Source organism: Anaeromassilibacillus sp. SJQ-5, assembly GCF_054108045.1.
On sequence record NZ_JBPJWQ010000001.1, the window covers coordinates 2616647 to 2641210 of the forward strand.

Here is a 24564-nt window from a genome sequence, read left to right on the forward strand (position 1 = left end):
CGCCCCGCTCCCATTACAGCGTCCCCTTGCGGCCGAACAGCCGCATGACCAGCTTGCGGATCATGTCCGCCGGCACCACCAGGAAGGCGAGCGCCATCACCCGCCGTAGCTCCCACAGCTGCAGCCCCGCCGTGCGGAACAGGCTGCCGCCGAAATAAATGAGCAGCAGCTGCACCAGCGCCACCGCCGTCATGATTCCCACGAAGGACAAATTTCCGAACAGGTGGGAGCACAAATTGATTCGATGGGTGCGGGCGTTGAAGCTGTTGAAAATCCCCGAGAAGATAAACAGGGCGAAAAACGCGGTCATCAGGTAAATCGGATCCCCCGCGTACCGGAACCAGGTCTTGAAAATCGGCGCCTTGAGGAATACCACGCACAGCCCGATGGTAAACAGTCCCATGCAGACGATTTGGCTGAGCATATAGCGGTTGAGCACCGGTTCGTCCCGTTTTTTTGGCGGCTCGGCCATATATTCCTCCAACGGCGGCTCGCCGGCGAAGGCCAGCCCCGCCAGGGTGTCCATGATGATGTTGATCCACAGCATCTGAATCACCGTCACCGGCGTGTCGATGCCGATGAAGGGCCCGATGATGGATACCCCCACCGCGCACAGGTTCATGGTCAGCTGGAAAATGATAAATTTCCGGATGCTCTTGAAAATCGTCCGGCCGTAAAGGATGGCCCGGGCGATGGAGGCGATGTTGTCGTCCAGGATGACGATGTCCCCCGCTTCCTTGGCCACCTCGGTGCCGCTTCCCATGGCAAAGCCCACGTCCGCCCGCTTGAGGGCCGGCGCGTCGTTGATGCCGTCCCCGGTCATCCCCGCCACCAGTCCCATCTCCTGGGCAATGCGCACCAGCCGGCTCTTGTCGGTGGGCAGCGCCCGGGCGATGACCCGCAGCGCCGGCAGCCGCTTGCGCACCTGGAAATCGCTCAGGCCGGCCAGTTCCCCGCCGGTGAGCACCGCGTCCTCACCGTCCGCGGCGTCCAGCAGCCCCGCCTCCCGTGCGATGGCGGAAGCGGTCTCCTTGTTGTCGCCGGTGATCATGACCACCTGCACACCGGCCCCCCGCACCTGCTCGACGGAAGCGCGGGCCTCCGGCCGGATTTCATCCCGGATGCCCACCAGCCCCACCAGAATCAGCCGGCTGAACTCCCCCTGCTCGGTCACCGCGGTTTCGGAAATCGCCAGCGCCAGCACCCGCATGGCCTGTTTGGTCATCTCCTGCCATTTGGCCCGCAGCAGATGGGTGCTTCCCAGGGGCCGGAACGCCCCCGTGTCGTCCACATACCGGTTGCAGGCGTCCAGCAGCTTCTCCGGCGCCCCCTTGACCAGGGTCAGCCGCCTGCCCGGCAGCTCCAGGGCGGAAAACTTCCGCGCGCTGTCAAAGGGCACGTGCCGGCCCTTGGCCTCCTCCCTTCCCGGGGCCAGCGGCAGAACATAGTCCAGCAGCGCCCGATCGGTAGCGTTGCCCCCCAGGGCCTTGCCCGCCGCCGTCAGGCTTTCCGAATTGAGGGAGCAGGAGCGCTCCACCCAGTCCCACAGCCCCTTTTTCCGCTTGAGATCCGCCGCCTTCCGATAGGCCTCCCCACTGCCGGTCAGGAAATTGCCCACCTCCAGGCGCCCCTTGGTCAGGGTGCCGGTCTTGTCGGTGAACAGGATGTTCAGACTGCCGGAGGTCTCGATACCCACCAGCTTGCGCACCAGCACATGATCCTTAAGCATCCGCCGCATGTTGGAGGACAGCACCACCGTGATCATCATGGGCAGCCCCTCCGGCACCGCCACCACCACCACCGTGATGGCCAGGGTCAGGGCGTGAAGCACATGGCCGAACACCGCCGCCGGCGAGGCGAACACCTGGGCCATCCGGGCCCAGTTCATGCCGCTGTCGATGTAAAAGGCGTGGAATAAATCCGCCACGGCCACCACCGCCGCCGCCGCGTAGCCCAGCTTGCTGATGGTTTTGGCCAGGCCCGCCAGGCGCACCTTCAGCGGGCTCTCCCGGGTCTCCTCCTGGATCTCCTGCGCCAGCCCGCCGTAGAAGGTGCTGTCCCCTACCTTCTGGACCAGCAGCACCCCTTCGCCCGAACAGACCACGCTCCCCCGGAACAGCCGGTTGCCCGCCAGCAGATCCCGGGGATCCGTGCCGTCGCCGCCGGGGAGCTTCTCCGCTTCCTTGGTTTCCCCGTTGAGGGCCGCCTGATCCACGAACACCCGGCCGGACAGCAAGATGCCGTCCGCCGGCACCCGTTCCCCCGCCTGGAGCAGCACGATGTCCCCCACCACCACATCCGCCACCGGCAGCGCCTGCAGCCCCTCGCGGCGGCGCACCCGGCAGGTCAGCCTGGCCGCGTCCTCTTGCAGCTTGCTGAACGCCGATTCGCTGCCGTATTCCGACAGCGTGGACACAAAGGTGGCCAAAAAAATGGCGATGGCGATGCCCGCCGATTCGTACCAGTCGAAATGGTGGAACAAGAAAATCAGGTTGACCGCCAGGGCTACCAGCAGCACCTTGATGATGGGATCCCCAAAATTGCTTAAAAATTGACGAAGAAAGCTGTTGCGCTTCTTATGGGTCAGTTGGTTGGACCCATGCTCTTCCCGCGACCGCACCACCTCGGCGGGCGTCAGTCCTTTCTGCTCGAAATCCGCTCCGTTCACGTATGACACACTCCTTCGTCCCCCGCGCACGCAGGAGACAGGCTATGGAACATGTATACGGGAACCAGTCCGCGTTTATGCCTTCGCTTGCCGGAACCGGACGAGCCCGCGGCGCATACGCTGGAAAGAAATCCATCGTAACTCTGCCAGGCACGAAAGGAGATTGCGCCCATGACGGAAGACGCCGCCCGTTTGCAGGACGAACTCGAGCTGTACCAGGACTATGGCAATTTCGCCGTCGACAACCTGTTCTGGTCTCTGACCTTTCTGAACGCCGTCCTGTTCCAGACCCCCAACGCGAGCGAGGTCAAAGAAAAGCTGCTGGCCCAGAAGCGGCCCTACGAAGGGCTGATCACCGCCTACTATCCCGGCCCGGAAGGCCAGCGGCAGGTCAGCCTGCTGGACGAAAACAACCGGCTGTTCATCATCTACGCTCAGCGCTGCCGCCACCGGGATCCCGCCGCCGTCGAATCCGCCCGGCGCAAATGGGCGGAGAACGGCGCCCAGATGGCCCGCCACCTGTCCCAAATGAACCCCCACTGGAAACAGCTGGAATGGAGCGCCATGATTTCCCACCAGACCCAGCTGATCACCTCCATCGCCCGGGCCACCTGCCAGGGCCAGTACGACGCCTTTGTAAACACCGCGCCCCTGTGCAAAAATGTGGCGATTGACATGGCGGCCTATATGGCGTCGGGCATCGCCAAACGTTTTCTGGTGTGAAATAGTACCACACGGTACTACCATAATTAGTGTAATATTTTCACATGCTAATGTCAATACCAGGAAGTGATTCCAGCAAGGGGTGACGGAACCGACCGAATCGATTTCCCGGGCAGACGCGCCGGCTCTATTTTCTCTTGCTTCAGGGCGACGGAGGTGTGTGTCATGTACTTTCCCAGGCTGAAGGACTTGCGCAACGACATGGATCTGCGTCAGGTGGAGGTGGCTGAACTGCTGCATATCCGCCAGACGGTCTACTCCCGGTATGAAAGGGGCGATAGAACCATACCGGTGGAACACCTGTTGATCCTGGCCGACTTTTACAAAACATCCACCGACTACATACTCGGCCGGACCAATCGCAACGAACCGCCCCGAAAATAGGTGCGGGCGCCCATAAGCGGGAGAAATCGCCCGGATTTCTCCCGCTTCTCTCCATTTTACCCGTAAAAAGGCTGATCACCAACAATCGTTAGTATCTTCTCTATTGTAAACGCCTAAACTGATTGTGTTAAGAACGATTGTAGGTGTTTTGAATGAGAGATATTCTAGCAAAACGCTTGAAAGCGTGCAGGAAGGACAAAGGCTGCACGCAGAATCAAGTGGCAATTTACTGCGATATAACGGAAAAGGCCTATCAAAACTATGAATTGACGACGCGGGAACCCAAGCTGGAAATCCTGCTGAAAATTGCCGATTACTTCGACGTTTCGCTGGATTATCTGGTGGGAAGAACCGATAACAAGCCGGTGAACAAATAGAAAAAGCCGCCGCTGTCTGCTCGGATTGCAGATGGCGGCAGCTTTTTGTTTGTAGGGGCGGCCAATGGCCGCCCGCCCTTCATGCCCTCACCCGGCCGGGTGGTGGTAATAAAACACCGCCAGCTGGGTACGATCCCGCAGCTCCAGCTTGTCGAGGATCCCGCTGAGATAGTTGCGCACCGTCCCCTCGCTGAGGAACAGCGCGTCGGCAATCTCCTTGTTGCTGCACCCCTTGGCCACCAGCTCGATGACGTCCCGCTCCCTCTCGCTCAGACCCCGGGCCGCGTAGTCGAAGCCGCCCCCGCTCTGCATCAGCCCCGGAAGCCGCCCCATCACCTCGCCGCCGAACACGCTCTGTCCCGCGTGTACCGCCCGCAGCGCGGGCAGAATGCTCTCGAAATCCTGCTTGATGAGGTAGCCCTTGGCCCCCATGCGCAGCGCCCGGACGATATACTCGTCATCCGAAAAGGTGGTCAGGAACAGGATGCGCGCGTCGGGGAATTCCCTTAGCAGGCTTTCCCCTGCCTCCAGCCCCGTCATCCCGGCCATGCGGATGTCCATGAGCAGCACGTCCGGCCGGTGCGCCCGGTAGAGCGCCACCGCCTCGGCCCCGCTGCTCCCCGTGGCGGCCACCCGCACCTCGCCGCCAGCCTCCAGGATGGTTTTCAGCGACGCGCACACCAGCGCGTCGTCGTCCACCAGGACGATGTTCATGGGCGCACCCCCTCCTTCGGTATGGAAATAAACAGCTTGAAGCCCGCGTCCCTATCGATGCGGAAGGTGCCGCGGTAGGCCTCCACCCGTTCGGCCATGTTGCTCAGCCCGATCCCGCGCCCGTCGCTTTCGGGCCGCCTGGTGCCGTTGTCCCGGATGATCAGCTGGTACAGCGCCGGATGCTCCCGCACCGTGACGGATGCCATCGTGGCGTCGGAATGGCGCATCACATTGGACAGGGCCTCCCGCACGATGGCCAGGAAGGCGAGCTTCAGCCCCCGGTCCATCTCCCCCGAGTCGTAGTCCAGCTTCACCGGGCAGAATGTGAAATCGCGCAGCATCGCCTCCAGCTGCATATGCAGATCCACCGACTCGTCGTGGAGATCGTGGACGCTGCGCCGAATGCTGTCCATGGCCCCCGACAGCGTGTCCCTCATGGTGTCCAGCCCCTGCCGCACCGTTTCGTCCCGGTTGACCACCTGCAGCGCCCCCACCTGCAGCAGGGAGCGGGAGAGCAGATGCCCTACGTTGTCGTGGATCTCCCGGGCGATCCGGTTGCGCTCGTTGAGGGTGGCCAGCCGCACCTCGTAATCCTGCTTGTCCAGCAGCTCCCGGTTCTGCCGCTCCAGATGGAGGGACAGTTCCCGGGCGCCGTCCTGCGCCTCCTGGTACTGGCTACGGTACCGCAGCAGCCCCTGGGTGCGCAACCCGAGCAGCAGCGCCGCCCCGGTGAAAACCAGCACCGACACGGTCAGGGCCGGCGGGACGGTTCCCAGCCGGAGCAGCACCGGCGCCAGCCACAGCCCATACAGCAGCCGGCGCCGGCCGCTGAAGCCGTCGTAGGTCAGCGCCGGCAGGAAGGGCAGGAACGCCCCGTTCAGGCAGCACAGCGCGGGGTATAGGATCCCCGCCGCCAGCCGGAACCTCTCCCCGCAGTAAGAGCCCAGCGCGCACAGCGTCACCGCGGTCAGCAGCGCCGCCACATCTATCGCCCCCACCTGCGGGCGGTAAAACAGCAGCGTCAGTCCGCAGGCCAGCAGTATGCCCTTGTCCGCCAACCGTCGCACGACATCCCCCTCTTTCGCTATAGAACCGCTGTCTTTACTCTAGCATATCCCGCCCGCCTTGTACAGAACGGCGCGCCAACTGGTGACATTTGTCACGTCCGGTTGTGATCCTTTTCACTGGCCCTTACCCCGGCACCCTGGTATACTGGAAGATAGAAACGGAGGGCTGCTCTATGGTCATTCAAGTGGAAAATCTGGTCAAACGATACGGCGACCTGGTGGCGCTGGATCATTTCGGCCTGCAAATCGCCGAAGGGGAGATCTTCGGCCTTCTCGGCCCCAACGGCTCGGGCAAGACCACCGCCATCAACTGCATCCTGTCCCTGCTGAAATACGACAAGGGCCGGGTGGAAATCTTCGGCAAGCCCATGTCCCCCGACGCCTACGACATCAAGAGGGACATCGGCATTGTCATGCAGAACGTGGCGGTCTTCAACGAGCTGACCGTGCAGGAAAACATCGACTATTTCTGCAGCCTGTATGTGCCGGATAAACGAAAGCGCGCCCCTCTGGTCGAGGAGGCCGTCGCCTTCACCGGCCTGGGCGATTACCGCCGCTTCCTGCCCAAAAAGCTCAGCGGCGGCCTGCTCAGGCGGCTGAACATCGCCTGCGGCGTCGCCCACAAGCCCCGCCTCATCATCCTGGACGAACCCACCGTGGCGGTGGATCCCCAAAGCCGCAACGCCATTCTTGAAGGCATCGAGCGGCTCAACCGGGAGGGCGCAACCATCGTCTATACCAGCCACTACATGGAAGAGGTGGAGCAGCTGTGCAGCCGGATCATGATCATGGATAAGGGCAAGGCCATCGCCACCGGCACCAAGGAGGAGCTCAAGGCCATGATCCGCACCGGGGAGACCATCACCGTGGAGATCTACGCCCTCGGGCCGGATACCCTGGAGACGGTGCGGGCCCTGCCCGGCGTCACCGGCGCCGACTATGCGGACGCCCGGCTGACCGTCCGGTGCCAAAGCGGCGGCCATAACCTCATCACCCTGCTGGACTGCCTGAACAAACAGGACCTGTCCTTCGGCCGGGTGTATTCCGAGCCCCCCACCCTCAACGACGTTTTCCTGGAAATCACCGGCAAGGAACTGCGGGACTGAGAAAGGCGGAAATGACATGTTCTGGAACCAATATATCTACCGCCTGCGGGTTTCGGTGCGCACCTGGGACACCCTGTTCTGGACCTGGGTGTTCCCCCTCCTGCTGGCCACCCTGTTCTTCTTCGCCTTTTCCCGTCTGGACAGCGCCGATGCCTTCGCCCCCATCCCCGCCGCCGTGGTGGCCGACGAGGCTTATCAGGCGGATCCCGCCTTTTCCGGCACTCTGGACGCCGTTTCCGCCGAGGGGGAGGGCCGCCTGCTTCTCCTCACCCGGGCCGCCTCTGTGCAGGAGGCCGACGCCCTGCTGGATAAGGGGGCCGTCACCGGCTACTTTCGCCTGGACGCGCAGGGCGTCCCCTGCCTGATCGTCAAGGAGGACGGCCTGAACCAGACCATCCTGAAAAGCTTTCTGGACGAGTACCGGCAGACCGCCGCCTCCCTGTCCCGCGTCGCCCGGGAAAACCCCGACGCCCTGCCTGCCGCCATCGCCGCCATTAGCCGCGGCGCCGATTACATCCGGGAATTCTCTCTCTCGGCCGCCAGGCCCTCCGCCACCGTTAACTACTATTACGCCCTGCTGGCCATGGTCTGCCTGTACGGCAGCTTCACCGGCATGGACATCATCACCTATCTGCAGGCCAACCTCTCCCCCCTGGGCGCGCGCCGCAGCCTGGCCCCGGTGAAAAAGATGAAGATGGTGCTGGCCGACCTGCTCAGCGGCTTCACCATCCACAGCGCTTGCCTGCTGACCACCCTGGCCTACATCGCCCTGGTGCTGCGGGTGGATTTCGGCCCGCATTTCGGCCTCGTGCTGCTGACCTGCCTGGCGGGCAGCCTGGTGGGCGTCTCCCTGGGCGCCCTCCTCTCGGCCGCCACCCGCCTGAGCCCCATAACCAAAACCGGCCTGCTCGTCAGCCTGTCCATGGTCTGCTGCTTCCTGGCCGGCCTGATGATGGAGGGCATCAGCTACCAGGTGGCCCAGAACGCCCCCGCCGTCGCCTGGCTCAACCCGGCCGCCCGCATCGCGGACGCCTTCTATTGCCTGTATTATTTCGACACCTACCACCGCTTCTTCCTCGACATCGGCGTCCTGCTGGCCATGGCCGCGGCGCTGTTCGGCGGCGCGGTGCTCTTCCTTCGGAGGCGGAAATATGAAAGTATTTAATGCCTGCGCCCTGGTCATCCGGCGGCGGTACGCGGCGTTTCTCATCTATCTGGTGATTTTCACCGCCCTGTCGGTGGTGATGACCTCCATGTCTGTGCAGCAGAACGACCAGACCTTCAACCGCACCAAAACCGCCGTCGCCGTCGTGGATCGGGACGGCGGCTCCCCCCTCTCCCAGGGCCTCATCGCCTATCTCGCCCAGAACGCCGATCTCAAAGAGCTGCCGGACGACAAGGAGGCCCTGCAGGACGCCCTGTTTTTCCGCCAGGTCTCTTACATCCTGGTCATCCCCGCCGGCTTCTCCGCCGACTTTGCGGCGGGCGGATCCATGCGGGTGGAGCAGACCGCCGTCCCCGGTTCCGCCTCCGGCACCTATATGAACCGCCTGGTGGAGCAGTATTTGTCCGCCGCCCGCCTGTATCAAACCGCCCTGCCCGGCCTGTCCGAAGCCCAGCGCCTGGCCGCCGTCTCGGAGGATTTGAAGGTACAGGCGCCGGTGGAAAAAAAGCGGTTCGGCGGCAGCTCCCCGGTGGACGAAACCTTCGCGATATACTACCGGATGATGGGGTATATCCTGATGGTGCTGCTGGTGCTCACCGTCAGCAACGTCATGATGGTGTTCAACCGTCCGGATCTGCGCATGCGTAACCTGTGCGCCCCCATCCGCCCCCGGACGATGAACCTGCAGCTGAGCCTGTGCACCGGCCTGGTGGGGGCGGCCTTCTGGTGCCTGACGGTGATCATCGGCTTCCTTATCTACGGCGGCCGGCTGGGCGGGGCGGATCCCCGCACCGTCCTGCTGATGATCGGCAACTCCTTCGTCTACCTGATCGTGGCCCTCAGCCTGAGCTTTCTCGTCTCCCTGTTCATCAGGGGGGGCAATGTTCAAAATGCGGTGGCCAACTTTCTGGCCCTGGCTCTCAGCTTCCTGGGCGGCGCCTTCGTGCCGCTGGAGCTGCTCGGCGACGGCATCCTCACCGTCTCCCGCTTCACCCCTACCTTCTGGTATACCTCGGCGCTGGAGAAAATTACCGCGCTGACCCGATACGACTGGGCCGTCCTCGCCCCTGTCGTGGGCGACATACTGGTGCAGCTGGGCTTCGCCGCCGCCTTTTTCTCGGTGGCCCTGGTGCTCGGCCGCCTGCGGCGGCAGAGCAGCAGCGGCTTCGCCCCCACCGCCACCGAAATGAACGGATAATACAAAAAACCGCCGCGGAAGAGTTGCTTCCGCGGCGGTTTTTTGCGTCCTTACGCATGGGACAGGGCCGGGAACCGCAGCCGCCCCTCCCGCAGCGGGTTCTCCTTCCCCCGCAGCACGAACAGCGCGTCGTCCCCGCCCAGCGGACGGACGGCGGCCCCCGTCCCGTCCGGCGGCGCGAACCCTAGGGTCACGTCCTCCTTCCCGCGTGCCAGGCGGGCCAGCACCGCGGCCAGGGGAACCTGCCCGCCGCCGAACACGTCCAGGCAGATCAGCCGCCCCTCGTTCCGCGCCGCCACCGCGGCCATATCCCAATCCTCCATATAATACACCGCTTCTTTATATACGGAGCCGGCGTAAAACATCAGCAGCCCGAAATTGTTCCGCGCCGGTAGCGCGGCGTAGGGGCTTCCCCGATCGTACACCCGGCGCAGCCGCTCCCTGTCGGCGGCGCTGTCCATGTCCAGCCGCCGGCAGGGCCCCGCCTCTTGTCGGACGGGCAGCGTCCACTCGTACTCCGCCGCTCGCTCGAAGCCGAACCGTGGATAGAACTCCAGCACCGTCTCGTTGGCGAATAAATAGATGCCGTCGCAGGCGTCCTCCCAGTCGGCCAGCACCGCCTCCATCAGCCGGCGGCTCAGCCCCTGCCCGCGGCAGGCTGGATCGGTCATGACGGTGCCCAGCTGGATATACCTCCGATCCTTCCCCCGCCAGGCGGTGTCCATGACGTTAACCGCTATGCAGGCCAGCACCCGGTCTCCGTGCGCCAGCACGTAGGGCCGGTATCGCTCCGACCACCAGCCCCCCGCATACCACTCCCGGAAGGACAGCCCGAAAACCCGCTCGGCCAAAGCCATAAAGCTCTCCCGGCGAGCGGCGTTGTCCCGGATATGTTTGTCCAGCTCCATGTCCCGTCCCCTACTTTTTCTTGTGATGGGGCTCGTGCACCGGCACCACCCGGCTGAACACGGCGATATGCTGTTTGCTCATGGTTTTATCCATGTGCAGGCAGCCGAAAAACCACCGCTTGAAGCGCACCCTTTCCTCCACCTGGTTGAGGTAGACGTTCACCCCGTTGATGCGCGCCCCCCTGGCCAGATACCCGCTCGACCGGGCGGAGGGCTCATGGGTCAGGACGTAGTCCACCTGGTTGCCATGGGCCTCCAGGTTCTCGAGCCCATGGGTCATCTCCCCGGCAGTGGGCATCTCCGCCTCCCACCAGGTCTTGCTGTCGGCCCGCAGGTCGTGATCGTCGCTTTCCCCGCCGCCGAACACGAAATAGCTCTCGTCCTCGATGTCGTAGATTTCTCCCCGCATCAGGTGCACGAGGTTTCCCTCGATCACCTGCGCGCGCCCGCCATGCCATTCGCTTTCCTCATACGCGGCCAGCAAATCGTAGTTCTCGTGCCGACCATCCAGGAACAGCAGCGTGTAGGGCAGCGCCCCCAGCCGCTTGAGGATTTTTTTCTCGCGGCGGTCCCCATTCCAGATGAAGCCGAAATCGCCGCAGACAATCAGGGTATCCCCTTTTTTCACCTGCCGCATATCGGGCGCGGACAGGCGGGCCAGATCCCCATGCAGGTCGCCGGTGATGTAAACCATCGATAACTCCTCCACACTTTCTGAAAAACAATCGCAAAAACTCAAAATTCCCGCTGAAAATTGGAAATGATTGTGGTATACTAAAGAACAACCGGTAGCTGCCGGCCCGTCAGGGCTCGTACAGCCGCCGCCTTTTATCCGAATGAACCGGGGGTCACCCCGTACAATAGTATACCAGAGAACATTGGGGAATGTCTATGAAGAAAATCATACATCGTTGGAAATCTGCTCTGGCCCTCCTGACGGCCGTCTGCCTGCTGGGCGCGGGGCTCGCCCTGCCCGCAGCGGCGGATTCGCCCTATAAGCTGCCCGATGACCTGACCGTCGCCTCTCCCGCCGCCCTGGTGGTCTATCTCGGCCTGACGCCGGAGCAGGACACCGTGCTGTTTGAGAAAAACGCCGACGAGGTGCGCGCCCCCGCCGCCCTGGTGCGCCTGATGGTGGGGGCCTACGCCCTCAAACTCATCGAGGAAAACAATATTGACGTGGCAACCGCCACCGGCACCTATGAGGTGTGGATGTTCAACAGCTTCGTCGCCGGCACCGGCATCTCCACCGCCAACATGGATTTCGGCGAGACCTGGACGATTAAGGATCTGCTGGCCGCCTCCCTGCTGCAGACCGCCGGGGACGCGGCGGTCACCCTGGCCGCCACCCTCAGCCCCACCGGCAAGGTGGGGGACTTCGTCAAGGGGATGAACGCCTACGCCAAAGAGCTCGGCTGCACCCACACCTCCTTCGCCAACGTCACCGGCCTGGACGCCCTGACCCAGTACACCACCCCCCGGGACATCTACCGCATCATGCGCACGGTCATGGATTATCCCCTGTTCAACACCCTGACGAAAAAGGTCTGGTCCTACGACATCAACCCCACCGCCAAGGGTAAGCCCTGGACGCTGACGACCGGCAACAGCATGATGAAGCCCTCCTCCCCCTACTACTATGAGCCTATGCAGTTCGGGCGCACCGGATTCACCGATTTGGCCGGCTGGTGCCTGGCTTCGGTGGCCAGCGCCGAGGGCTACGACTACATGGTGATCGTCATGGGCTGCCCGGAAAAGGCCGCCGACGGCACCCTCAACCCGTTTTATCTGGATACCAAGGCCCTGTATAAATGGGCCTTCAATTCCTTCACCTATAAGCCGGTGCTGACCAAGAACGAAATCCTGGCCCATGTGGGCGTGAACCTGGCCTGGAGCAAGGACAAGGTGCCCCTTGTGCCCAAGGAGGAGTTCGCCACCGTGGTGTACAACGCCCTGAAAAGCGAGGACATCCTGCCCAAAATCACCCTGTATAAGCAGACGGTGGACGCGCCGGTGGAAAAGGGGACGGTGTACGGCAAGGTGGAGCTGTACGTCAACCTGGATCAAAAAATCGGCGAGGTGGAGCTGGTGGCCGGGGAATCGGTGGAGCAAAGCCAGATTCTCGCCGTGTGGGAAAAGGTGCGCGGCTTCCTGTCCTCCCCCTGGTTCTACGCGGGCATCGGCCTGCTGGTCGGCCTGCTCGTGCTGTATATTATTCTCAATATCGTCCACAACCGCAACCGCCGGAAAAACAATATGCAGAAGGTCAAAAAATACAAATAGCCGCCCGGCCGCATAAAAAAGGCGGGCCACTGTCCATGGCCCGCAAGCGGTTTTCCGGCGGCTGCCTCAGTAGCCCCGTTCCCCCTGGAGGGATCCGTCGTTTTCGATCCAGTCCTGCACATAAATGGCCGTGAAAGAGTCGGGCGTGTTCCGGATGATTACCCGGGAAATCCCCGCGTTGATGATCATCCTCTTGCACATGGAGCAGGGGCTCGCGTCGGGCACCAGCTCCTCCGTCTGGGCGTCCACGCCCACCAGATACAGGGTGGCGCCCGTCATTTCGCTGCGGGAGGCGTGGATGATGGCGTTGGCCTCCGCGTGCACCGATCGGCACAGCTCGTACCGCTCCCCCCGGGGGACCCCCAGCTTTTCCCGCAGGCAGACGCCCAGATCGCTGCAGTTCTGCCGCCCCCGCGGCGCGCCCGCATACCCGGTGGACAGAATCTGATCGTTCTTGACAATGATGGCGCCGAAATTCCGGCGCAGACAGGTGCCCCGGCCCAGCACCGCCTGGGCGATGTCCAGATAATAGTTTTCCCGGTCCCTTCGCTGCATACGCAAACTCCTTTCCCGTCCCGCATTGCCTGCATCCTACCTCTCCATGATACCGGATTTTCCGCCCGGATGCAAGACCATCCGGCGAAGAGGGACGCCTCGCCTCCCTTCGCCCCCTCAGAAAGGATGACCTTTATGGCTGTGAATTCCGCCCTGCTCGTCGCCTACGCCCGGGCCGCCCGGGTGCACGCCTACTGTCCCTATTCCGGCTTCCCCGTGGGGGCGGCCCTGCTGGCTTCCTCCGGGGAGGTCTACTGCGGCGTCAACTGCGAAAGCGCCTCCTACGGGGCCACCATCTGCGCCGAACGGGCGGCCCTGACCGCCGCTGTCACCGCCGGGGAGACCGCCTTTGTCGCCCTGGCCGTCGCGGCGGGGGAGGAGCCTGTTCCCCCCTGCGGCGTCTGTCGGCAGCTGCTGGCCGAATTTGGGGATATGGCGGTGATCTGCGCCGCCGGCGAGCCGGGAGCCCAGGGGGATCCCCTGCGGGAAACCACCCTGTCCGCCCTCCTGCCGGACGCCTTTACCCGCCGGGATCTCGCGTGACCGGTATCCAAAAATTCAAACATAAGGACTTTTATATGACCAGATTAACCGATATCGGCACCATCAAAGACATCTTATCCCGCCACGGCTTCCAGTTTTCCAAAAAGCTGGGGCAGAATTTTCTCATCAACCCCTCGGTCTGCCCCCGCATGGCGGAGGCCTGCGGCGCGTCCCCCCAGGGGGGCGTGCTGGAGATCGGGCCGGGCATCGGGGTGCTGACCCACGAGCTGGCGCAGCGGGCCGCCAAGGTGGTGGCCATCGAGCTGGACGAGCGCCTCCTGCCGGTCCTCGGGGAAACCCTGGCGGAGCATGACAACGTGGAGATCGTCTCCGGCGACGTGCTGAAGCTGGACCTTGCCGCCCTCATCCGGGAGCGGTTCGAAGGCCGGGAGGTGGCTGTGTGCGCCAACCTGCCCTACTACATCACCTCCCCCATCCTGATGCGGCTGCTGGAAAGCCGCCTGCCGGTGACCGGCATCACGGTCATGGTGCAAAAAGAGGCCGCGATACGTCTGTGCGCCCGGCCCGGCACCCGGGAATGCGGTGCGGTGAGCCTGGCGGTGCAATATTACGCTGAGGCCGAAACCCTGTTTTCCGTCTCCCGCGGCAGCTTTCTGCCCGCTCCTAACGTGGACAGCGCGGTCATCCGCCTGACCGTCCGGAAAACGCCGCCCTGCGCGGTGCGGGACGAGGCGCTGCTGTTCCGCCTGATCCGGTCGGCCTTCGGCCAGCGGCGCAAGACCCTGCCCAACGCCCTGGTGACCGCCGGCTGCTCCAAAGCGGCCGTCCAGGCCGCCATGCGGGCCGTCTCCATCTCGGAAACCGCCCGGGCGGAGGAGCTGACTCTGCCGCAGTTCGCCTCCCTGGCCGACGCGCTGGACGGGCCCGCCGCATAATCGGCCGATCCCGGCCGATACTACTGTCAGGTTCCGGGGCCTTGCCCCGCCTGAATATCTTCATCTCCCAACAGAAAGGAAGAGCATTATGAAAAAATACGTATGCACCGTCTGCGGCTATGTCTACGACCCGGAAGAGGGCGCGCCGGACGCCGGCATCGCCCCCGGCACCGCCTTCGAGGCTCTGCCGGACGATTTCGTCTGCCCCCTGTGCGGCGTGGGCAAGGACATGTTCGAAGCCGAATAAGCCGGACAGAGGAAATTCGTGCATAAAAGCAGCGCTCTCCACAGCGAACGAAGCCGTTGGAGAGCGCTGCTTTTTCATTGGCAGTGGGGTGCCCCCCTCTGCCCGAATGGGCGGAGGGGGGCACGTGCTATCCGGCGTCCCCATCCAGTAGCTTGTCGACAAGCTGCAAAATCGGCCGGCCCTTAGCGGGGCCGGCCGATTTTTATCCTTACCGTTCGTCCTTCCCGTCCTTCCGGCAATCCTTGCAGTAGCCGTAGAGCTGGATGACGTGGTCGGTGACGGTGAACCCGGCCGCACCGGCTATCTCCTCCTCCAGCGCGTGCAGGGGGCAGGCGGGCAGATCCACCATGGCGTTGCAGCCCTTGCAGATCATGTAATGCTTGTGCTCATGGGGCCGGACGGCCTCGTACAGGCTTTCCCCGTTTTCCAGCAGCCCGTGGGACACCTCTCCACGCTCGCGCAAAGCCTCCAGGTTGCGGTACACGGTGGATTTCGCCAACGTGGGCTGCTGCCTGCAGGCCCTTTCGTAAATCTCCCCGGCGGTCAGCGGCACCGCCGACTCCTTCAGGATGGCCATAATCAGCTGTTTCTGCTTGGTCACCCTCGGCTTTCCCGCCATCGTGCCGCCTCCTTCCTCCGGTTTTCCTCTCCCTCAGTATAGTCAAAACCCCTCCGGATGTCAATGAATCGGCCCTGGACGACAAAAAGCGCTTGACATTCCCCCTTACCGGTGTATACTGTTTATTGCAAACCAGTTGCAATAAAGGAGATCTCCTATGACCCGATCCACTCGAATTTACGGCAAGGTCGCCCTGCTGATGGCGGGGATCCTGGCGGCCTCCGTCCTGCTGACCCTGGCGGTCGGCGTGGACAGGCGTCCCGCTGGGAAAACCCGGATTGTGGCCTCTTTCTATCCCGTGTATATCGCGGCCCTCAACCTGGCCGACGGGGTGGAGGGGGTGGAGGTGGTCAGCCTGACCGGCCCCACCACCGGCTGCCTGCACGATTATCAGCTCTCCCCCGACAACCGGATCACCCTTTCCGGCGCGTCCCTGCTGGCCGTCAACGGCGCGGGGGCGGAATCCTTCCTGGACGGCGTCCTGGCCCAGTCTCCCGATCTCCCCGTGGTGGATACCTCCGCGGGCGTCCCCCTGATCGAAAGCGGGGAGCACCACGAGCACGAGGGTCATGACCATTCGGAGCAGGAAGAGGTTTTCTATAACGAGCATATCTGGACGAGCCCCGATCGGTACCGCCGGCAGGTGGAAAACCTGCGGGACGGCCTGTGCCGCCATGACCCGGCCCACGCCAAGCAGTACGAGGAAAATGCCGCCGCCTACATCCGGCAGATCGAGGCCATCGGCGGCCGCCTGAAGGCCGCCGCCGCATCCCTGCCCTTCAAAACCTGCGTCACCTTCCACGACTCCTTGTCCTACATGGCCGCCGACTGGGGGCTGACGGTGGCCGCCTCCCTGTCCATAGGGGAGGAGTCGGGGGTGTCCGCCGCCGACCTGGCCCAGGCGGAACAGCAAGCCAAAGCCGCCGGCCAAATCCTGCTGCTGTATGACTCCCAATACCCGGTGGAATACGCCTACGTGGGCGCCTCCGCCCGGGAAAGCCGGGTGCTGGCCCTGCGCACCGGCGTGTCGGGCGACCCGGTCCCGTCCGCCTGGCTGGACGCCATGACCTATAACCTGTCCCTGCTGGAGGGGCTCTCCGGCGCGAAAGGAGGAGACGGCGCATGAGCGGCTGCGGCCTGCACTGCCTGAAGATTCAGCATATCACTGTCAAAGCCGGCGACACCCTGTTGGTGGACGATGTCAGCCTCCACGCCCACTGCGGGGAGCTGACCGCCGTCATTGGCCGCAACGGCGCGGGGAAATCCACCCTGTTCAAAGCCATCCTCGGCGAAATCCGCCACACCGGCACGGTGGAATTCAGCGGCCACGACGGCCGCCGTCCCACGGGCACCCCCCGCATCGGCTACGTGCCCCAGACCCTGAACGTGGACAAGGGCTCCCCCGCCACCGTGCTGGATATGGCCCTGTCCTTCACCTCCCGGTATCCGGCCTTTCTCCCCCGCCGCAAAAAGGCCGTGACCGCCCTGGAATCCCATTTTTCCCGCTTCGCCGCCGCCGGCCTTCTGGACAAGCCGGTGGGCCGCCTGTCAGGGGGCGAGCTGCAGCGGGTGCTGCTGGCCGTCGCCACCCTCCCTCAGCCCGACCTTCTGATACTGGACGAGCCGGTTTCCGGCGTGGACAACGCCGGCCTCCAGCTTTTTTATGAGCAAATCGACCGGCTGCGGGCCACCGCCGACCTGGTCATCCTTCTCATCTCTCACGATCTCGACTACGTCCGGCGCAGCGCCGACCGGGTGCTGCTGCTGGATACCTCGGTGAAAGCCGCCGGCACCCCCGCCGAGGTCTTCGCCTCCCCCGCCTTCCGAGACGCCTTCCCCGGGCACAAATAAAAACCGCCGCCCGGCCGGGCGGCAGACGAATCAACGAATCGAGGAACGATATGGACGCGCTTTTCAGCTGGTGGCAATACGATTTTATGCGCAGCGCCCTGTTCGCGGTGCTGCTCATCATGCCCCTGTTCGCCCTTCTGGGCACCATGGTGGTCAATAACGGCATGGCCTTCTTTTCCGACGCCCTGGGCCACTCCGCCCTCACCGGCGTGGGCATCGGCGTGCTGCTGGGCATGACCCGGTACAGCGCCGTCATGGTGGTCTTCGCCATCGTTTTCGCCCTGCTGATGAACCGCATCCGCCACTCCCGCTTGTCCTCCACCGATACCGTCATCGGCGTGTTCTCCTCCTGCGGGGTGGCCCTCGGCCTGGTGCTGCTCTCCCGGGGCGGCGGCTTCGCCAAATACCAGAGCCTGCTCATCGGCGACATTCTGAGCATCTCCGCGCCCGAGCTCATCGCCCTGGCGGTCACCCTGGCGGTGGTGGCCGTGGTCTGGCTCCTGTGCTTCAACCAGCTCCACGCTGTGAGCATCAGCCCCGCCCTCGCCCGCAGCAAGGGCATCCCCGTGGGCTGGCTGGATAACCTGTTCGTGGTGATCATCGCCGTGGTGGTGATGCTGGCCATCCAGTGGGTGGGCCTGCTCATCATCAACGCCATGCTGATTCTCCCCGCCGCCGCCGCCCGCAACGTGGCCGGCAGCATGCGCAGCTATCATCTTCTGGCCCTGATTTTCGGCCTCTTCTCCGGCGTCCTCGGCCTTTTTCTCTCCTACTTCAACGCCGTGGCCGCCGGCCCCACCATCGTGCTGGTGGCCGCCGCCCTCTTCTTCGGTACCTTCCTGCTGCGGGATAAAAGCCGCGGCTGAGCGCCTACTTCCACAGCTGCGCCCGCACGAACCCCACCGCCAGCAGCCCGATCCACACCGCGCACACCGCCATATACAGCCATTTCGTGCGCGCCTTCTCGAGCCGGCGCAGGTTGACCACCGCGAACACCAGCGCCCCCGCCGCCAGCAGCAGCGCCGTCAGCCGGGTGAAATCGTTGGCGCAGAACACCGGCGCCCTCAGATTCCCCGCCGCGTCCATCACCGGGCACCCGCACCCCAGCCAGGGCAGAATCACCCATTGGTTGAGGGGCCGATACGCCAGAAAGCCCAGCGGCAGGATCAGCAGCGGCGCCGCCAGCCGCAGCCCCCGTTTCCAGTTGCCCATCTTCCCTTCCTCCCTTTTTCATGCCTGATATTGTTTGAGTGGCGGTTCGCCCGCCATTTGTTGCACCCCCCCGGAAAATTTTCCCTTGTCGGAAACCGTCGGACGGATTTGCAGGCCTGTCCGGCGGTTTGTCTTGCATTGGCCCCGAAAAAATGGTATAAATAAGGCGAGGGGGAGCGAACAACCTCCGATTTTTGGGAGAGCGAGCGCCCACAGCGGCGTTGGCCTCTCTTGCCATGCGACAGCATGGCGCGATCGGCCGCCTTGCTGTGAACCCCCGCTCAGCCCCAAAAATTCTTTGACCTCAGCCTGCGTATTTTGTCATTCGGCAAGGCAGAGGACGACGGTGGGCTGGCGCCCACCTAGGACGATAACGCGGCAGAATGGCAAAATACACCGGCTGAGGCGGGGTGGGTTCGCTTCCCCTCACCTTAAGGAAGAATCTGCCAACCAAACCGACCGTACCGTAGAAAGGATGCATGCCTCATGATGACCAAGGAAGTTCAGGACAGCTACGCCCTGTGGCGCGCCCGCGCCGTGGAGGATCCGGATCTCGTCCGGGAACTCGGCGACGTGGAAGGCCGGGACGAGGAGATATACGACCGGTTTTACCGGGAGCTGGAATTCGGCACCGGCGGCCTGCGCGGCGTCATCGGCGCCGGCAGCAACCGGATGAACATGTACACCGTGCGCAAGGCCACCCAGGGCCTGGCCAACTACCTCAAGGCTCATTACCCCTCCGCCTCGGTGGCCGTCTCCTTCGACTCCCGCATCAAATCCGACCTGTTCGCCCGGGAAGCCGCCCGCACCCTGGCCGGCAACGGCATTACCGTGCACCTCTTCCCCGAGCTGGAGCCCACCCCCGTCCTGTCCTACGCCGTGCGGGAGCTGCACTGCCAGGCCGGCATCATGGTCACCGCCAGCCATAACCCCAGCAAATACAACGGCTATAAATGCTACGGCCCCGACGGCTGCCAGATGACCGATAAGGACGCCGGCGAGGTCACCGGCTTCATCCGCCAGATCGACGTGTTCGACGGGGTGACCGCCGCCGACTACGACGCCGCCGTCGCCGCCGGCCGCATCACCCTCATCGGGCCCTCCCTGCTGGAGGACTTCCTCAGCCAAGTCGCCTCGCAGCAGGTCAATCCCGGCGTCTGCGCCCGGGTGCCCCTGAAGGTGGTCTACACCCCCCTCAACGGCACAGGCAATAAGCCCGTACGGGAAATTCTGCGCCGCATCGGCGTCTCCGAAGTGGCCGTCGTGCCCGAGCAGGAGCTGCCCGACGGCCGTTTCCCCACCGCCCCCTATCCCAATCCCGAAATCCGCCAGGCCTTCGAGTGCGCCCTGAAGCTGGCCAAAACGGTGCGCCCGGATCTCCTCCTGGCCACCGATCCCGACTGCGATCGGGTGGGCATCGCCGTCAAGGACGGGGACGACTATACCCTCATGACCGGCAACGAGGTGGGCTGCCTGCTGCTCGATTATATTCTCTCCTGCCGCGCCGCCGCCGGCACCCTTCCCGCCGATCCGGTGGTGGTCAAAACCATCGTCACCTCCGACCTGGCCGCCCGCATCGCCGAGAAATACGGCTGCCAGCTGGTGGAGGTGCTCACCGGCTTCAAGTATATCGGCGAGCAGATTGGCCTGCTGGAGAAGGAAGGCCATCCCGAGCGGTACGTCTTCGGCTTCGAGGAAAGCTACGGCTACCTGTCCGGCAGCTACGTGCGGGACAAGGACGGCGTGGTGGCCTCCATGCTGGTGTGCGAAATGGCCGCCTATTATAAGGAAAAAGGTCTCTCCCTCCTGGATGTGCTGAACGGCCTGTACCGGGAGCACGGCGTCTATCGCCATTCCCTGGTCAACGCGGAGTTCGAGGGTGCCCAGGGCATGATCGCCATGCAGAACCTGATGGATTCCCTGCGGAACAACCACCCCGCCGCCATCGCCGGCCTCAAGGTGGTCAAGGTGTCCGATTACCTGCTGTCCGTGAAGAAGGATCTAGCCACCGGCCGGGAGGAAGCCATCGACCTGCCCAAATCCAACGTCCTGGCCTTCGCCCTGGAGGGGAACGCGGGCCTGGTGGTCCGTCCCTCCGGCACCGAGCCCAAGGTTAAAGCCTACGTCACCGCCACCGGCACCGACGCCGCGGCGGCCGCCGCCATGGCCGACCGCCTGACCGCCGCCGCCAAGGAGCTGCTGAAATAAAAACAGAAGGGCCGCCCATTCGGACGGCCCTTCTCAGTCTGTCGAAAAAGGGGAATCCGCCATTCGTGAAACGAAAAAGGCGGAGGCGGGTTACCGATCGGTGTTTGCGAGGACATGTGCCTCGCAAACACTCCTTATAGGCGAAAAATAGCGGAAACACGTGTGTTTCCGCTATTTTTCAAGAGCAGGGGTGGTACTGGCGGGGATAGAGGGAGCAAGGCGAGTATAACGAGCCGCCGCGATCCGGCATCCCCGTCCAGCAGCGTGTCGACTTTGTCGACACGCTGAGAAGGGCCGCCCATTCGGACGGCCCTTCTTCATTTATTCCGGGTATACCAGCTCGGTCCGTTCGCAGACCTCCCCGATTTTCTCCCGCAGCTTCAGAAAATCCTCGAACGCGTCCGGCTTCTGGCTGGGGGTGCGCAGCAGGGCCGCCGGATGCAGCGTCCCCATCAGCAGCATCCCCTTTTTCTCGAAAAATTCCCCGTGCTGCCTCGTCACCTTGAAATCCGGCGCAATCAGGCGGCAGGCCGCCACCCGCCCGAGACACACGAGTATCTTCGGCCGCAGCAGCGCCGTCTGCGCCTTCAGCCAATGCAGGCAGGCGTCCTGCTCCTCCGGGAGCGGATCCCGGTTCTGGGGCGGCCGGCACTTGACCATGTTGGCGATGTAAATATTGTGCTGGCGCGACAGCCCCACCGCCGCGAGCATCTTGTCCAGCAGCTGCCCGGCCCGGCCCACAAAGGGCTCCCCCTGCTCGTCCTCGTTGGCCCCCGGCCCCTCGCCCACGAACAGCACCTCGGCCGCGGGATTGCCCACGCCGAACACCACGTTTTTGCGGGTCGCCGCCAGCGGGCAGGCGGTGCAGCCCCGGCACGTCTCCTCCAGCGTTTTCCAGTCCATTTCCGGCGTCATGGCGTCGTCCCCTTCTTTTTCAGTCTTCTCTCCAGTTTAGCATAAACCCGCCGCCCTGCCAAGGCGCAAAATGCAAAGCCCCGCGCAAACCGCCTGTTTATCATGCAATTTCCCCTTGAAAAAACAGGGGGTTGGGGGTACAATAAACAACAGGCCTGTATGTTTACAGAATTTTTCAAGTATAGGATGTGTCAGATTACCATGGAGAACCTCGTTTTGGTGGAAACCTCCGCCCGCCACGTGCACGTCACCCAGGAAGACCTGGAAACCCTGTTCGGCAAGGGCTACGCCCTGACCCATAAAAAGGATTTGTCTCAGCCCGGACAGTTCGCCTGCGAGGAGCGGGTGGACGTTGTCGGCCCCAAGAAAACCCTCACGGGCGTGTCCATTCTGGGCCCCGTCCGCTCCGCCACCCAAATCGAGCTGTCCCTCACCGACGCCCGGTCCATCGGCGTCAGCGCCCCCATCCGGGAATCCGGCGACGTGGCCGGCTCCGCCCCCTGCAAGCTGGTGGGCCCCAAAGGCGAGGTCACGCTGTCCGAGGGCGTCATCGCCGCCAAACGGCACATCCACATGACCACCGCCGACGCGGCGGCCATGGGCCTGCGAGATAAGGACGTCGTGAGTGTGCGCGTCCCCTCCGCCAACGGTCGGGCCCTGACCTTCGGCGACGTGGTGGTGCGGGTCAGCGATAAGTTCGCCCTGGCCATGCACATCGACACCGACGAGTCCAACGCTGCGGGCGTGGCCCCCGGCACCATGGGCGAAATCCTGAAATAACCGGCAGAACAAGCCAGCGGCCGCCCGGAATAAACCGGGCGGCCGCTCTTTTTATTTTTTATAGGATCGCCCTCAGCCGCCGTTCGTGAATTTTTTGGAAGCGCTATCCAGCCCATCCTGGTATTTCCCGAAAAATACCGCCGCATCCGCTGATAAATCCGCCCGGCGCGGGCATTCTAATAGCAGCTAAATACAGCTTTGCCCGATCGGGCCGACGCCGGATCGCGTAAAACGGTATTTAGTTATGGATAGAGGCCCGTCCGCCGGGAATCGCGGGAAACCGCCTCTGGCGGGCGGGCCATGAATATTCCCCAAGCTGGAAAGGAGCTGCCAATCATGGACAAATGCCAAGCGAACCACTGCATCAAATGCACCGTGCAGCAGTGCGCCAACCACTGCCAGACGCAGAACTACTGCGCGCTGGATTGCATCACCGTGGGTACCCACGAGACCAATCCGACCATGGATCAGTGCACCGACTGCAAATCCTTCGAGCTGAAGAAGTAAATTCCACCGCGCCCGCGCCGGAGGCCGTCAGGCCTCCGGCGCGGCCTATTCCACCCCTATCAGGTATTCAAGGGTAACATGATATATCTTGGCCAGCTTAACGAGATTTTCCAACGAAGGCCGAATCTGTGTGGTTTCGTAGTAGGAATAGGTAGAGCGATCCATGGATATGACGGACGCGACCTCTGCCTGTGTCCACTTCTGTTGCTTGCGGAGCTTTCGCATTTGTTCAGCCAAGTGAATGGTTACAGGCTCGCTCAATGGTAAAGATGGTTTCTTTTTTTCCAAAATAGTACCTCCCCTTCATGCAAACACGGCGCATATAGACAATATTGCCTATAACACTTCTATCCCATTATAGACAATAATGGAATCATAGTAAAGGGGAGGGGAGTGAAAATCTTCATATGATTTCGTATGCCCCCTTATGGGAAACCATGAAGATAAAGCACGCCACTACCTACACGCTGCAGGTGAAAGGGGAAATCAGCAGCTCTACCATCCGGCGGCTCAAGGCCAATGAATCGGTGTCCACCAACACGCTGGACGCCCTGTGCAGGATTTTGGACTGCTCGCTGACTGAAATTGTGGAGTATATCCCAGATAACCAGGAATAACCGCGCTGGAAGCCGTCAGGGTTTCCGGCGCTTTCTTTATTTTACTTTCGGTTTACATTAAGGAACGCCCACCTATTCGCCATGTAAAAACATATATTTCTCACATATTATAAAATCATAGTCCTGAATTTTCAGAAAAATATTGACATTTTTTATAAATATGTTATAGTGAGAGCAATTGAAACCATAAAAAGGAGTTCCTATGAAGAAGCAAGGTGTGATTCTAAGCGTATGTGCCATTCTTGTTTTTCTTGTTGCCGGCTGCGCCGCGCCGGACTCTCCAGCCTTCTATTTTGAAACAAAAGCTGTAGTCAATGAAAGAGAAGACGGTTGGTATTATTTTTCGTCCTACTCTTATACGGATACAACCGGATACAACAGCTTTGCCTATAACGCGTACAACCTGAAATACAAGCATATTGATGGCTATGACATTCCGATTGTGGATAAGGACACCGGCGAGGTCGTCGACTATGCCAAGACTTCTCTGCCCAATCTTTCTCTGAATCCGGAAGTCACTCAGGACGTTACGAATATCAATACGTATTTCGAAGAAAAAAGACTGGGAACCTCCATTGACATGTCCGATTTGGACGGCCTGGAGCTCACCTATTTTAATAAACAGGACTTCTTGGAAATCGTCAACGATACCCTGGCGCAGGAACCCCAGCCCGATGGCAAATACGGGGCGCTGCCGGAAGCGGATATTTTTCAAGAAGATACCCCCATCGACGGCTACCGGTGGCAGATCGGCTATTTCTGCAGCCACGGCAACATTCTGGCCGCGCGCATCGAGCTGCTGTATGAAGGGGATTCCTATTTATCCGATTTGGTGGCCGACGGCAAAGCCACGCCGGAGCAGCGCCAGATTTATGAGGCGTCCAAGCAGCTGGAAACGTTTATATTGGAAAAACAGTCCTTTCTGTTGGAGGCCTCTCCCGCACAACTGCATGGCGTAAGCTTCAAACGGCTTGCCCACCTCGCCGGACAAATTGAGGAAACCGGCTCACGGGAACGTTGA

Annotated in this window: 28 protein-coding genes; 18 read left to right on the top strand and 10 right to left on the bottom strand. The window is 62.4% G+C overall.

Annotated features, from left to right (window positions below):
- Positions 1 to 13: 13 nt before the first annotated feature.
- A complete protein-coding gene (locus tag ACSAMM_RS11245) occupies positions 14 to 2668 on the bottom strand; it encodes a calcium-translocating P-type ATPase, PMCA-type (RefSeq protein ID WP_178721369.1) in 2655 nt (884 codons plus the stop codon).
- Between the two features lie 171 nt (positions 2669 to 2839).
- Between ACSAMM_RS11245 and ACSAMM_RS11250 the strand changes: the two genes are divergently transcribed.
- The 3 genes from ACSAMM_RS11250 (at position 2840) to ACSAMM_RS11260 (ending at position 4152) form a co-directional block, all read left to right on the top strand.
- Entirely contained in the window at positions 2840 to 3391 is a 552-nt protein-coding gene (locus ACSAMM_RS11250; RefSeq protein ID WP_178721333.1) for a hypothetical protein, read from the top strand.
- 165 nt (positions 3392 to 3556) lie between these two features.
- Positions 3557 to 3775, top strand: coding sequence for a helix-turn-helix domain-containing protein (locus ACSAMM_RS11255; RefSeq protein WP_178721335.1), 219 nt, complete (start codon positions 3557 to 3559; stop codon positions 3773 to 3775).
- Between the two features lie 152 nt (positions 3776 to 3927).
- Positions 3928 to 4152 carry a helix-turn-helix domain-containing protein gene (locus ACSAMM_RS11260; protein ID WP_457791467.1) on the top strand — a complete coding sequence of 75 codons (225 nt, stop codon included), beginning with the start codon at positions 3928 to 3930 and terminating at the stop codon, positions 4150 to 4152.
- Positions 4153 to 4239: 87 nt separating this feature from the next.
- On the opposite strand, the gene ACSAMM_RS11265 is transcribed toward ACSAMM_RS11260, so the two are convergent.
- Together ACSAMM_RS11265 and ACSAMM_RS11270 are read right to left on the bottom strand one after the other, a co-directional pair.
- Entirely contained in the window at positions 4240 to 4866 is a 627-nt protein-coding gene (locus ACSAMM_RS11265; protein WP_178721339.1) for a response regulator, read from the bottom strand.
- Positions 4863 to 5933, bottom strand: a complete 1071-nt coding sequence (locus tag ACSAMM_RS11270; RefSeq protein ID WP_457791468.1) for a sensor histidine kinase — start codon at positions 5931 to 5933, stop codon at positions 4863 to 4865. The genes ACSAMM_RS11265 and ACSAMM_RS11270 overlap by 4 nt, the downstream gene beginning before the upstream one ends.
- Before the next feature lie 173 nt (positions 5934 to 6106).
- Between ACSAMM_RS11270 and ACSAMM_RS11275 the strand changes: the two genes are divergently transcribed.
- From ACSAMM_RS11275 to ACSAMM_RS11285, 3 genes are read left to right on the top strand one after another with little or no spacing between them, the layout of a single operon-like run.
- Positions 6107 to 7039, top strand: coding sequence for an ATP-binding cassette domain-containing protein (locus ACSAMM_RS11275; protein WP_457791469.1), 933 nt, complete (start codon positions 6107 to 6109; stop codon positions 7037 to 7039).
- A 16-nt stretch (positions 7040 to 7055) separates the two neighbouring features.
- A complete protein-coding gene (locus tag ACSAMM_RS11280; protein ID WP_457791470.1) occupies positions 7056 to 8204 on the top strand; it encodes an ABC transporter permease in 1149 nt (382 codons plus the stop codon).
- Complete coding sequence (locus ACSAMM_RS11285) at positions 8191 to 9402, top strand: ABC transporter permease (protein WP_457791471.1); 1212 nt, start codon at positions 8191 to 8193, stop codon at positions 9400 to 9402. Before ACSAMM_RS11280 ends, ACSAMM_RS11285 begins: the two co-directional genes overlap by 14 nt.
- A 50-nt stretch (positions 9403 to 9452) precedes the next feature.
- On the opposite strand, the gene ACSAMM_RS11290 is transcribed toward ACSAMM_RS11285, so the two are convergent.
- Positions 9453 to 10310, bottom strand: coding sequence for a GNAT family N-acetyltransferase (locus ACSAMM_RS11290; protein ID WP_457791473.1), 858 nt, complete (start codon positions 10308 to 10310; stop codon positions 9453 to 9455).
- 10 nt (positions 10311 to 10320) lie between these two features.
- A complete protein-coding gene (locus ACSAMM_RS11295) occupies positions 10321 to 11004 on the bottom strand; it encodes a metallophosphoesterase (protein WP_178725141.1) in 684 nt (227 codons plus the stop codon).
- Positions 11005 to 11201: 197 nt separating this feature from the next.
- Between ACSAMM_RS11295 and ACSAMM_RS11300 the strand changes: the two genes are divergently transcribed.
- Positions 11202 to 12593: a D-alanyl-D-alanine carboxypeptidase gene (locus ACSAMM_RS11300; RefSeq protein WP_178725139.1), complete on the top strand. Its 1392-nt coding sequence runs from the start codon at positions 11202 to 11204 to the stop codon at positions 12591 to 12593.
- A 66-nt stretch (positions 12594 to 12659) separates the two neighbouring features.
- On the opposite strand, the gene ACSAMM_RS11305 is transcribed toward ACSAMM_RS11300, so the two are convergent.
- Positions 12660 to 13148 (bottom strand): deaminase, encoded by a 489-nt coding sequence (locus ACSAMM_RS11305; protein WP_178725137.1) that lies wholly within the window; start codon positions 13146 to 13148, stop codon positions 12660 to 12662.
- Positions 13149 to 13283: 135 nt separating this feature from the next.
- Between ACSAMM_RS11305 and ACSAMM_RS11310 the strand changes: the two genes are divergently transcribed.
- From ACSAMM_RS11310 to rd, 3 genes are all read left to right on the top strand, one after another.
- Positions 13284 to 13691 carry a cytidine deaminase gene (locus ACSAMM_RS11310; protein WP_178725135.1) on the top strand — a complete coding sequence of 136 codons (408 nt, stop codon included), beginning with the start codon at positions 13284 to 13286 and terminating at the stop codon, positions 13689 to 13691.
- A 35-nt stretch (positions 13692 to 13726) separates the two neighbouring features.
- Complete coding sequence (gene rsmA / locus ACSAMM_RS11315; protein WP_457791476.1) at positions 13727 to 14587, top strand: 16S rRNA (adenine(1518)-N(6)/adenine(1519)-N(6))-dimethyltransferase RsmA; 861 nt, start codon at positions 13727 to 13729, stop codon at positions 14585 to 14587.
- An 88-nt stretch (positions 14588 to 14675) separates the two neighbouring features.
- Positions 14676 to 14834, top strand: coding sequence for a rubredoxin (gene rd, locus ACSAMM_RS11320; protein WP_178725130.1), 159 nt, complete (start codon positions 14676 to 14678; stop codon positions 14832 to 14834).
- 208 nt (positions 14835 to 15042) lie between these two features.
- Here rd and ACSAMM_RS11325 read toward each other — a convergent pair whose 3' ends face one another.
- Entirely contained in the window at positions 15043 to 15453 is a 411-nt protein-coding gene (locus tag ACSAMM_RS11325) for a Fur family transcriptional regulator (protein WP_457791477.1), read from the bottom strand.
- Positions 15454 to 15610: 157 nt separating this feature from the next.
- Here ACSAMM_RS11325 and ACSAMM_RS11330 point away from each other — a divergent pair, with 157 nt between their 5' ends.
- The 3 genes from ACSAMM_RS11330 to ACSAMM_RS11340 are packed head-to-tail and all read left to right on the top strand — an operon-like array spanning position 15611 to position 18170.
- On the top strand, positions 15611 to 16579 hold the full coding sequence (locus ACSAMM_RS11330; protein WP_457791478.1) for a metal ABC transporter substrate-binding protein: 969 nt from the start codon (positions 15611 to 15613) through the stop codon (positions 16577 to 16579).
- Entirely contained in the window at positions 16576 to 17304 is a 729-nt protein-coding gene (locus tag ACSAMM_RS11335) for an ATP-binding cassette domain-containing protein (protein ID WP_178725123.1), read from the top strand. The genes ACSAMM_RS11330 and ACSAMM_RS11335 overlap by 4 nt, the downstream gene beginning before the upstream one ends.
- Before the next feature lie 50 nt (positions 17305 to 17354).
- A complete protein-coding gene (locus ACSAMM_RS11340; protein WP_178725121.1) occupies positions 17355 to 18170 on the top strand; it encodes a metal ABC transporter permease in 816 nt (271 codons plus the stop codon).
- A gap of 4 nt (positions 18171 to 18174) precedes the next feature.
- Here ACSAMM_RS11340 and ACSAMM_RS11345 read toward each other — a convergent pair whose 3' ends face one another.
- Entirely contained in the window at positions 18175 to 18516 is a 342-nt protein-coding gene (locus ACSAMM_RS11345; RefSeq protein ID WP_178725119.1) for a hypothetical protein, read from the bottom strand.
- Between the two features lie 489 nt (positions 18517 to 19005).
- Here ACSAMM_RS11345 and ACSAMM_RS11350 point away from each other — a divergent pair, with 489 nt between their 5' ends.
- Positions 19006 to 20724, top strand: coding sequence for a phospho-sugar mutase (locus tag ACSAMM_RS11350; RefSeq protein ID WP_457792182.1), 1719 nt, complete (start codon positions 19006 to 19008; stop codon positions 20722 to 20724).
- Between the two features lie 321 nt (positions 20725 to 21045).
- Here the strand turns inward: ACSAMM_RS11350 and ACSAMM_RS11355 are convergent, their stop codons facing one another.
- Positions 21046 to 21627, bottom strand: coding sequence for a uracil-DNA glycosylase (locus ACSAMM_RS11355; RefSeq protein WP_457792183.1), 582 nt, complete (start codon positions 21625 to 21627; stop codon positions 21046 to 21048).
- Between the two features lie 213 nt (positions 21628 to 21840).
- Between ACSAMM_RS11355 and ACSAMM_RS11360 the strand changes: the two genes are divergently transcribed.
- Positions 21841 to 22419, top strand: coding sequence for a PduL/EutD family phosphate acyltransferase (locus ACSAMM_RS11360; RefSeq protein WP_457791479.1), 579 nt, complete (start codon positions 21841 to 21843; stop codon positions 22417 to 22419).
- A 336-nt stretch (positions 22420 to 22755) separates the two neighbouring features.
- The gene (locus ACSAMM_RS11365; RefSeq protein ID WP_457791481.1) at positions 22756 to 22926 is read left to right on the top strand and encodes a DUF1540 domain-containing protein; all 171 of its coding nucleotides are present in this window, start codon (positions 22756 to 22758) and stop codon (positions 22924 to 22926) included.
- A gap of 45 nt (positions 22927 to 22971) precedes the next feature.
- Here ACSAMM_RS11365 and ACSAMM_RS11370 read toward each other — a convergent pair whose 3' ends face one another.
- Positions 22972 to 23214, bottom strand: a complete 243-nt coding sequence (locus tag ACSAMM_RS11370; RefSeq protein WP_457791483.1) for a helix-turn-helix domain-containing protein — start codon at positions 23212 to 23214, stop codon at positions 22972 to 22974.
- Positions 23215 to 23333: 119 nt separating this feature from the next.
- On the opposite strand from ACSAMM_RS11370, the gene ACSAMM_RS11375 reads away from it, so the two are divergent.
- Both ACSAMM_RS11375 and ACSAMM_RS11380 read left to right on the top strand, forming a co-directional pair.
- Complete coding sequence (locus tag ACSAMM_RS11375) at positions 23334 to 23543, top strand: helix-turn-helix domain-containing protein (RefSeq protein WP_457791484.1); 210 nt, start codon at positions 23334 to 23336, stop codon at positions 23541 to 23543.
- Between the two features lie 202 nt (positions 23544 to 23745).
- Positions 23746 to 24564: a hypothetical protein gene (locus ACSAMM_RS11380; RefSeq protein WP_457791486.1), complete on the top strand. Its 819-nt coding sequence runs from the start codon at positions 23746 to 23748 to the stop codon at positions 24562 to 24564.

Excerpts from the sequence above, each read along its gene's own strand:
- ACSAMM_RS11250 (WP_178721333.1), top strand. The coding sequence starts at position 2,840 with ATGACGGAAGACGCCGCCCGTTTGCAGGACGAACTCGAGCTGTACCAG.
- ACSAMM_RS11255 (WP_178721335.1), top strand. The coding sequence starts at position 3,557 with ATGTACTTTCCCAGGCTGAAGGACTTGCGCAACGACATGGATCTGCGT.
- ACSAMM_RS11260 (WP_457791467.1), top strand. The coding sequence starts at position 3,928 with ATGAGAGATATTCTAGCAAAACGCTTGAAAGCGTGCAGGAAGGACAAA.
- ACSAMM_RS11265 (WP_178721339.1), bottom strand. The coding sequence starts at position 4,866 with ATGAACATCGTCCTGGTGGACGACGACGCGCTGGTGTGCGCGTCGCTG.
- ACSAMM_RS11275 (WP_457791469.1), top strand. The coding sequence starts at position 6,107 with ATGGTCATTCAAGTGGAAAATCTGGTCAAACGATACGGCGACCTGGTG.
- ACSAMM_RS11280 (WP_457791470.1), top strand. The coding sequence starts at position 7,056 with ATGTTCTGGAACCAATATATCTACCGCCTGCGGGTTTCGGTGCGCACC.
- ACSAMM_RS11285 (WP_457791471.1), top strand. The coding sequence starts at position 8,191 with ATGAAAGTATTTAATGCCTGCGCCCTGGTCATCCGGCGGCGGTACGCG.
- ACSAMM_RS11290 (WP_457791473.1), bottom strand. The coding sequence starts at position 10,310 with ATGGAGCTGGACAAACATATCCGGGACAACGCCGCTCGCCGGGAGAGC.
- ACSAMM_RS11295 (WP_178725141.1), bottom strand. The coding sequence starts at position 11,004 with ATGGTTTACATCACCGGCGACCTGCATGGGGATCTGGCCCGCCTGTCC.
- ACSAMM_RS11300 (WP_178725139.1), top strand. The coding sequence starts at position 11,202 with ATGAAGAAAATCATACATCGTTGGAAATCTGCTCTGGCCCTCCTGACG.
- ACSAMM_RS11305 (WP_178725137.1), bottom strand. The coding sequence starts at position 13,148 with ATGCAGCGAAGGGACCGGGAAAACTATTATCTGGACATCGCCCAGGCG.
- ACSAMM_RS11310 (WP_178725135.1), top strand. The coding sequence starts at position 13,284 with ATGGCTGTGAATTCCGCCCTGCTCGTCGCCTACGCCCGGGCCGCCCGG.
- rsmA (WP_457791476.1), top strand. The coding sequence starts at position 13,727 with ATGACCAGATTAACCGATATCGGCACCATCAAAGACATCTTATCCCGC.
- rd (WP_178725130.1), top strand. The coding sequence starts at position 14,676 with ATGAAAAAATACGTATGCACCGTCTGCGGCTATGTCTACGACCCGGAA.
- ACSAMM_RS11325 (WP_457791477.1), bottom strand. The coding sequence starts at position 15,453 with ATGGCGGGAAAGCCGAGGGTGACCAAGCAGAAACAGCTGATTATGGCC.
- ACSAMM_RS11330 (WP_457791478.1), top strand. The coding sequence starts at position 15,611 with ATGACCCGATCCACTCGAATTTACGGCAAGGTCGCCCTGCTGATGGCG.
- ACSAMM_RS11335 (WP_178725123.1), top strand. The coding sequence starts at position 16,576 with ATGAGCGGCTGCGGCCTGCACTGCCTGAAGATTCAGCATATCACTGTC.
- ACSAMM_RS11340 (WP_178725121.1), top strand. The coding sequence starts at position 17,355 with ATGGACGCGCTTTTCAGCTGGTGGCAATACGATTTTATGCGCAGCGCC.
- ACSAMM_RS11345 (WP_178725119.1), bottom strand. The coding sequence starts at position 18,516 with ATGGGCAACTGGAAACGGGGGCTGCGGCTGGCGGCGCCGCTGCTGATC.
- ACSAMM_RS11350 (WP_457792182.1), top strand. The coding sequence starts at position 19,006 with ATGACCAAGGAAGTTCAGGACAGCTACGCCCTGTGGCGCGCCCGCGCC.
- ACSAMM_RS11355 (WP_457792183.1), bottom strand. The coding sequence starts at position 21,627 with ATGGACTGGAAAACGCTGGAGGAGACGTGCCGGGGCTGCACCGCCTGC.
- ACSAMM_RS11360 (WP_457791479.1), top strand. The coding sequence starts at position 21,841 with ATGGAGAACCTCGTTTTGGTGGAAACCTCCGCCCGCCACGTGCACGTC.
- ACSAMM_RS11365 (WP_457791481.1), top strand. The coding sequence starts at position 22,756 with ATGGACAAATGCCAAGCGAACCACTGCATCAAATGCACCGTGCAGCAG.
- ACSAMM_RS11375 (WP_457791484.1), top strand. The coding sequence starts at position 23,334 with ATGATTTCGTATGCCCCCTTATGGGAAACCATGAAGATAAAGCACGCC.
- ACSAMM_RS11380 (WP_457791486.1), top strand. The coding sequence starts at position 23,746 with ATGAAGAAGCAAGGTGTGATTCTAAGCGTATGTGCCATTCTTGTTTTT.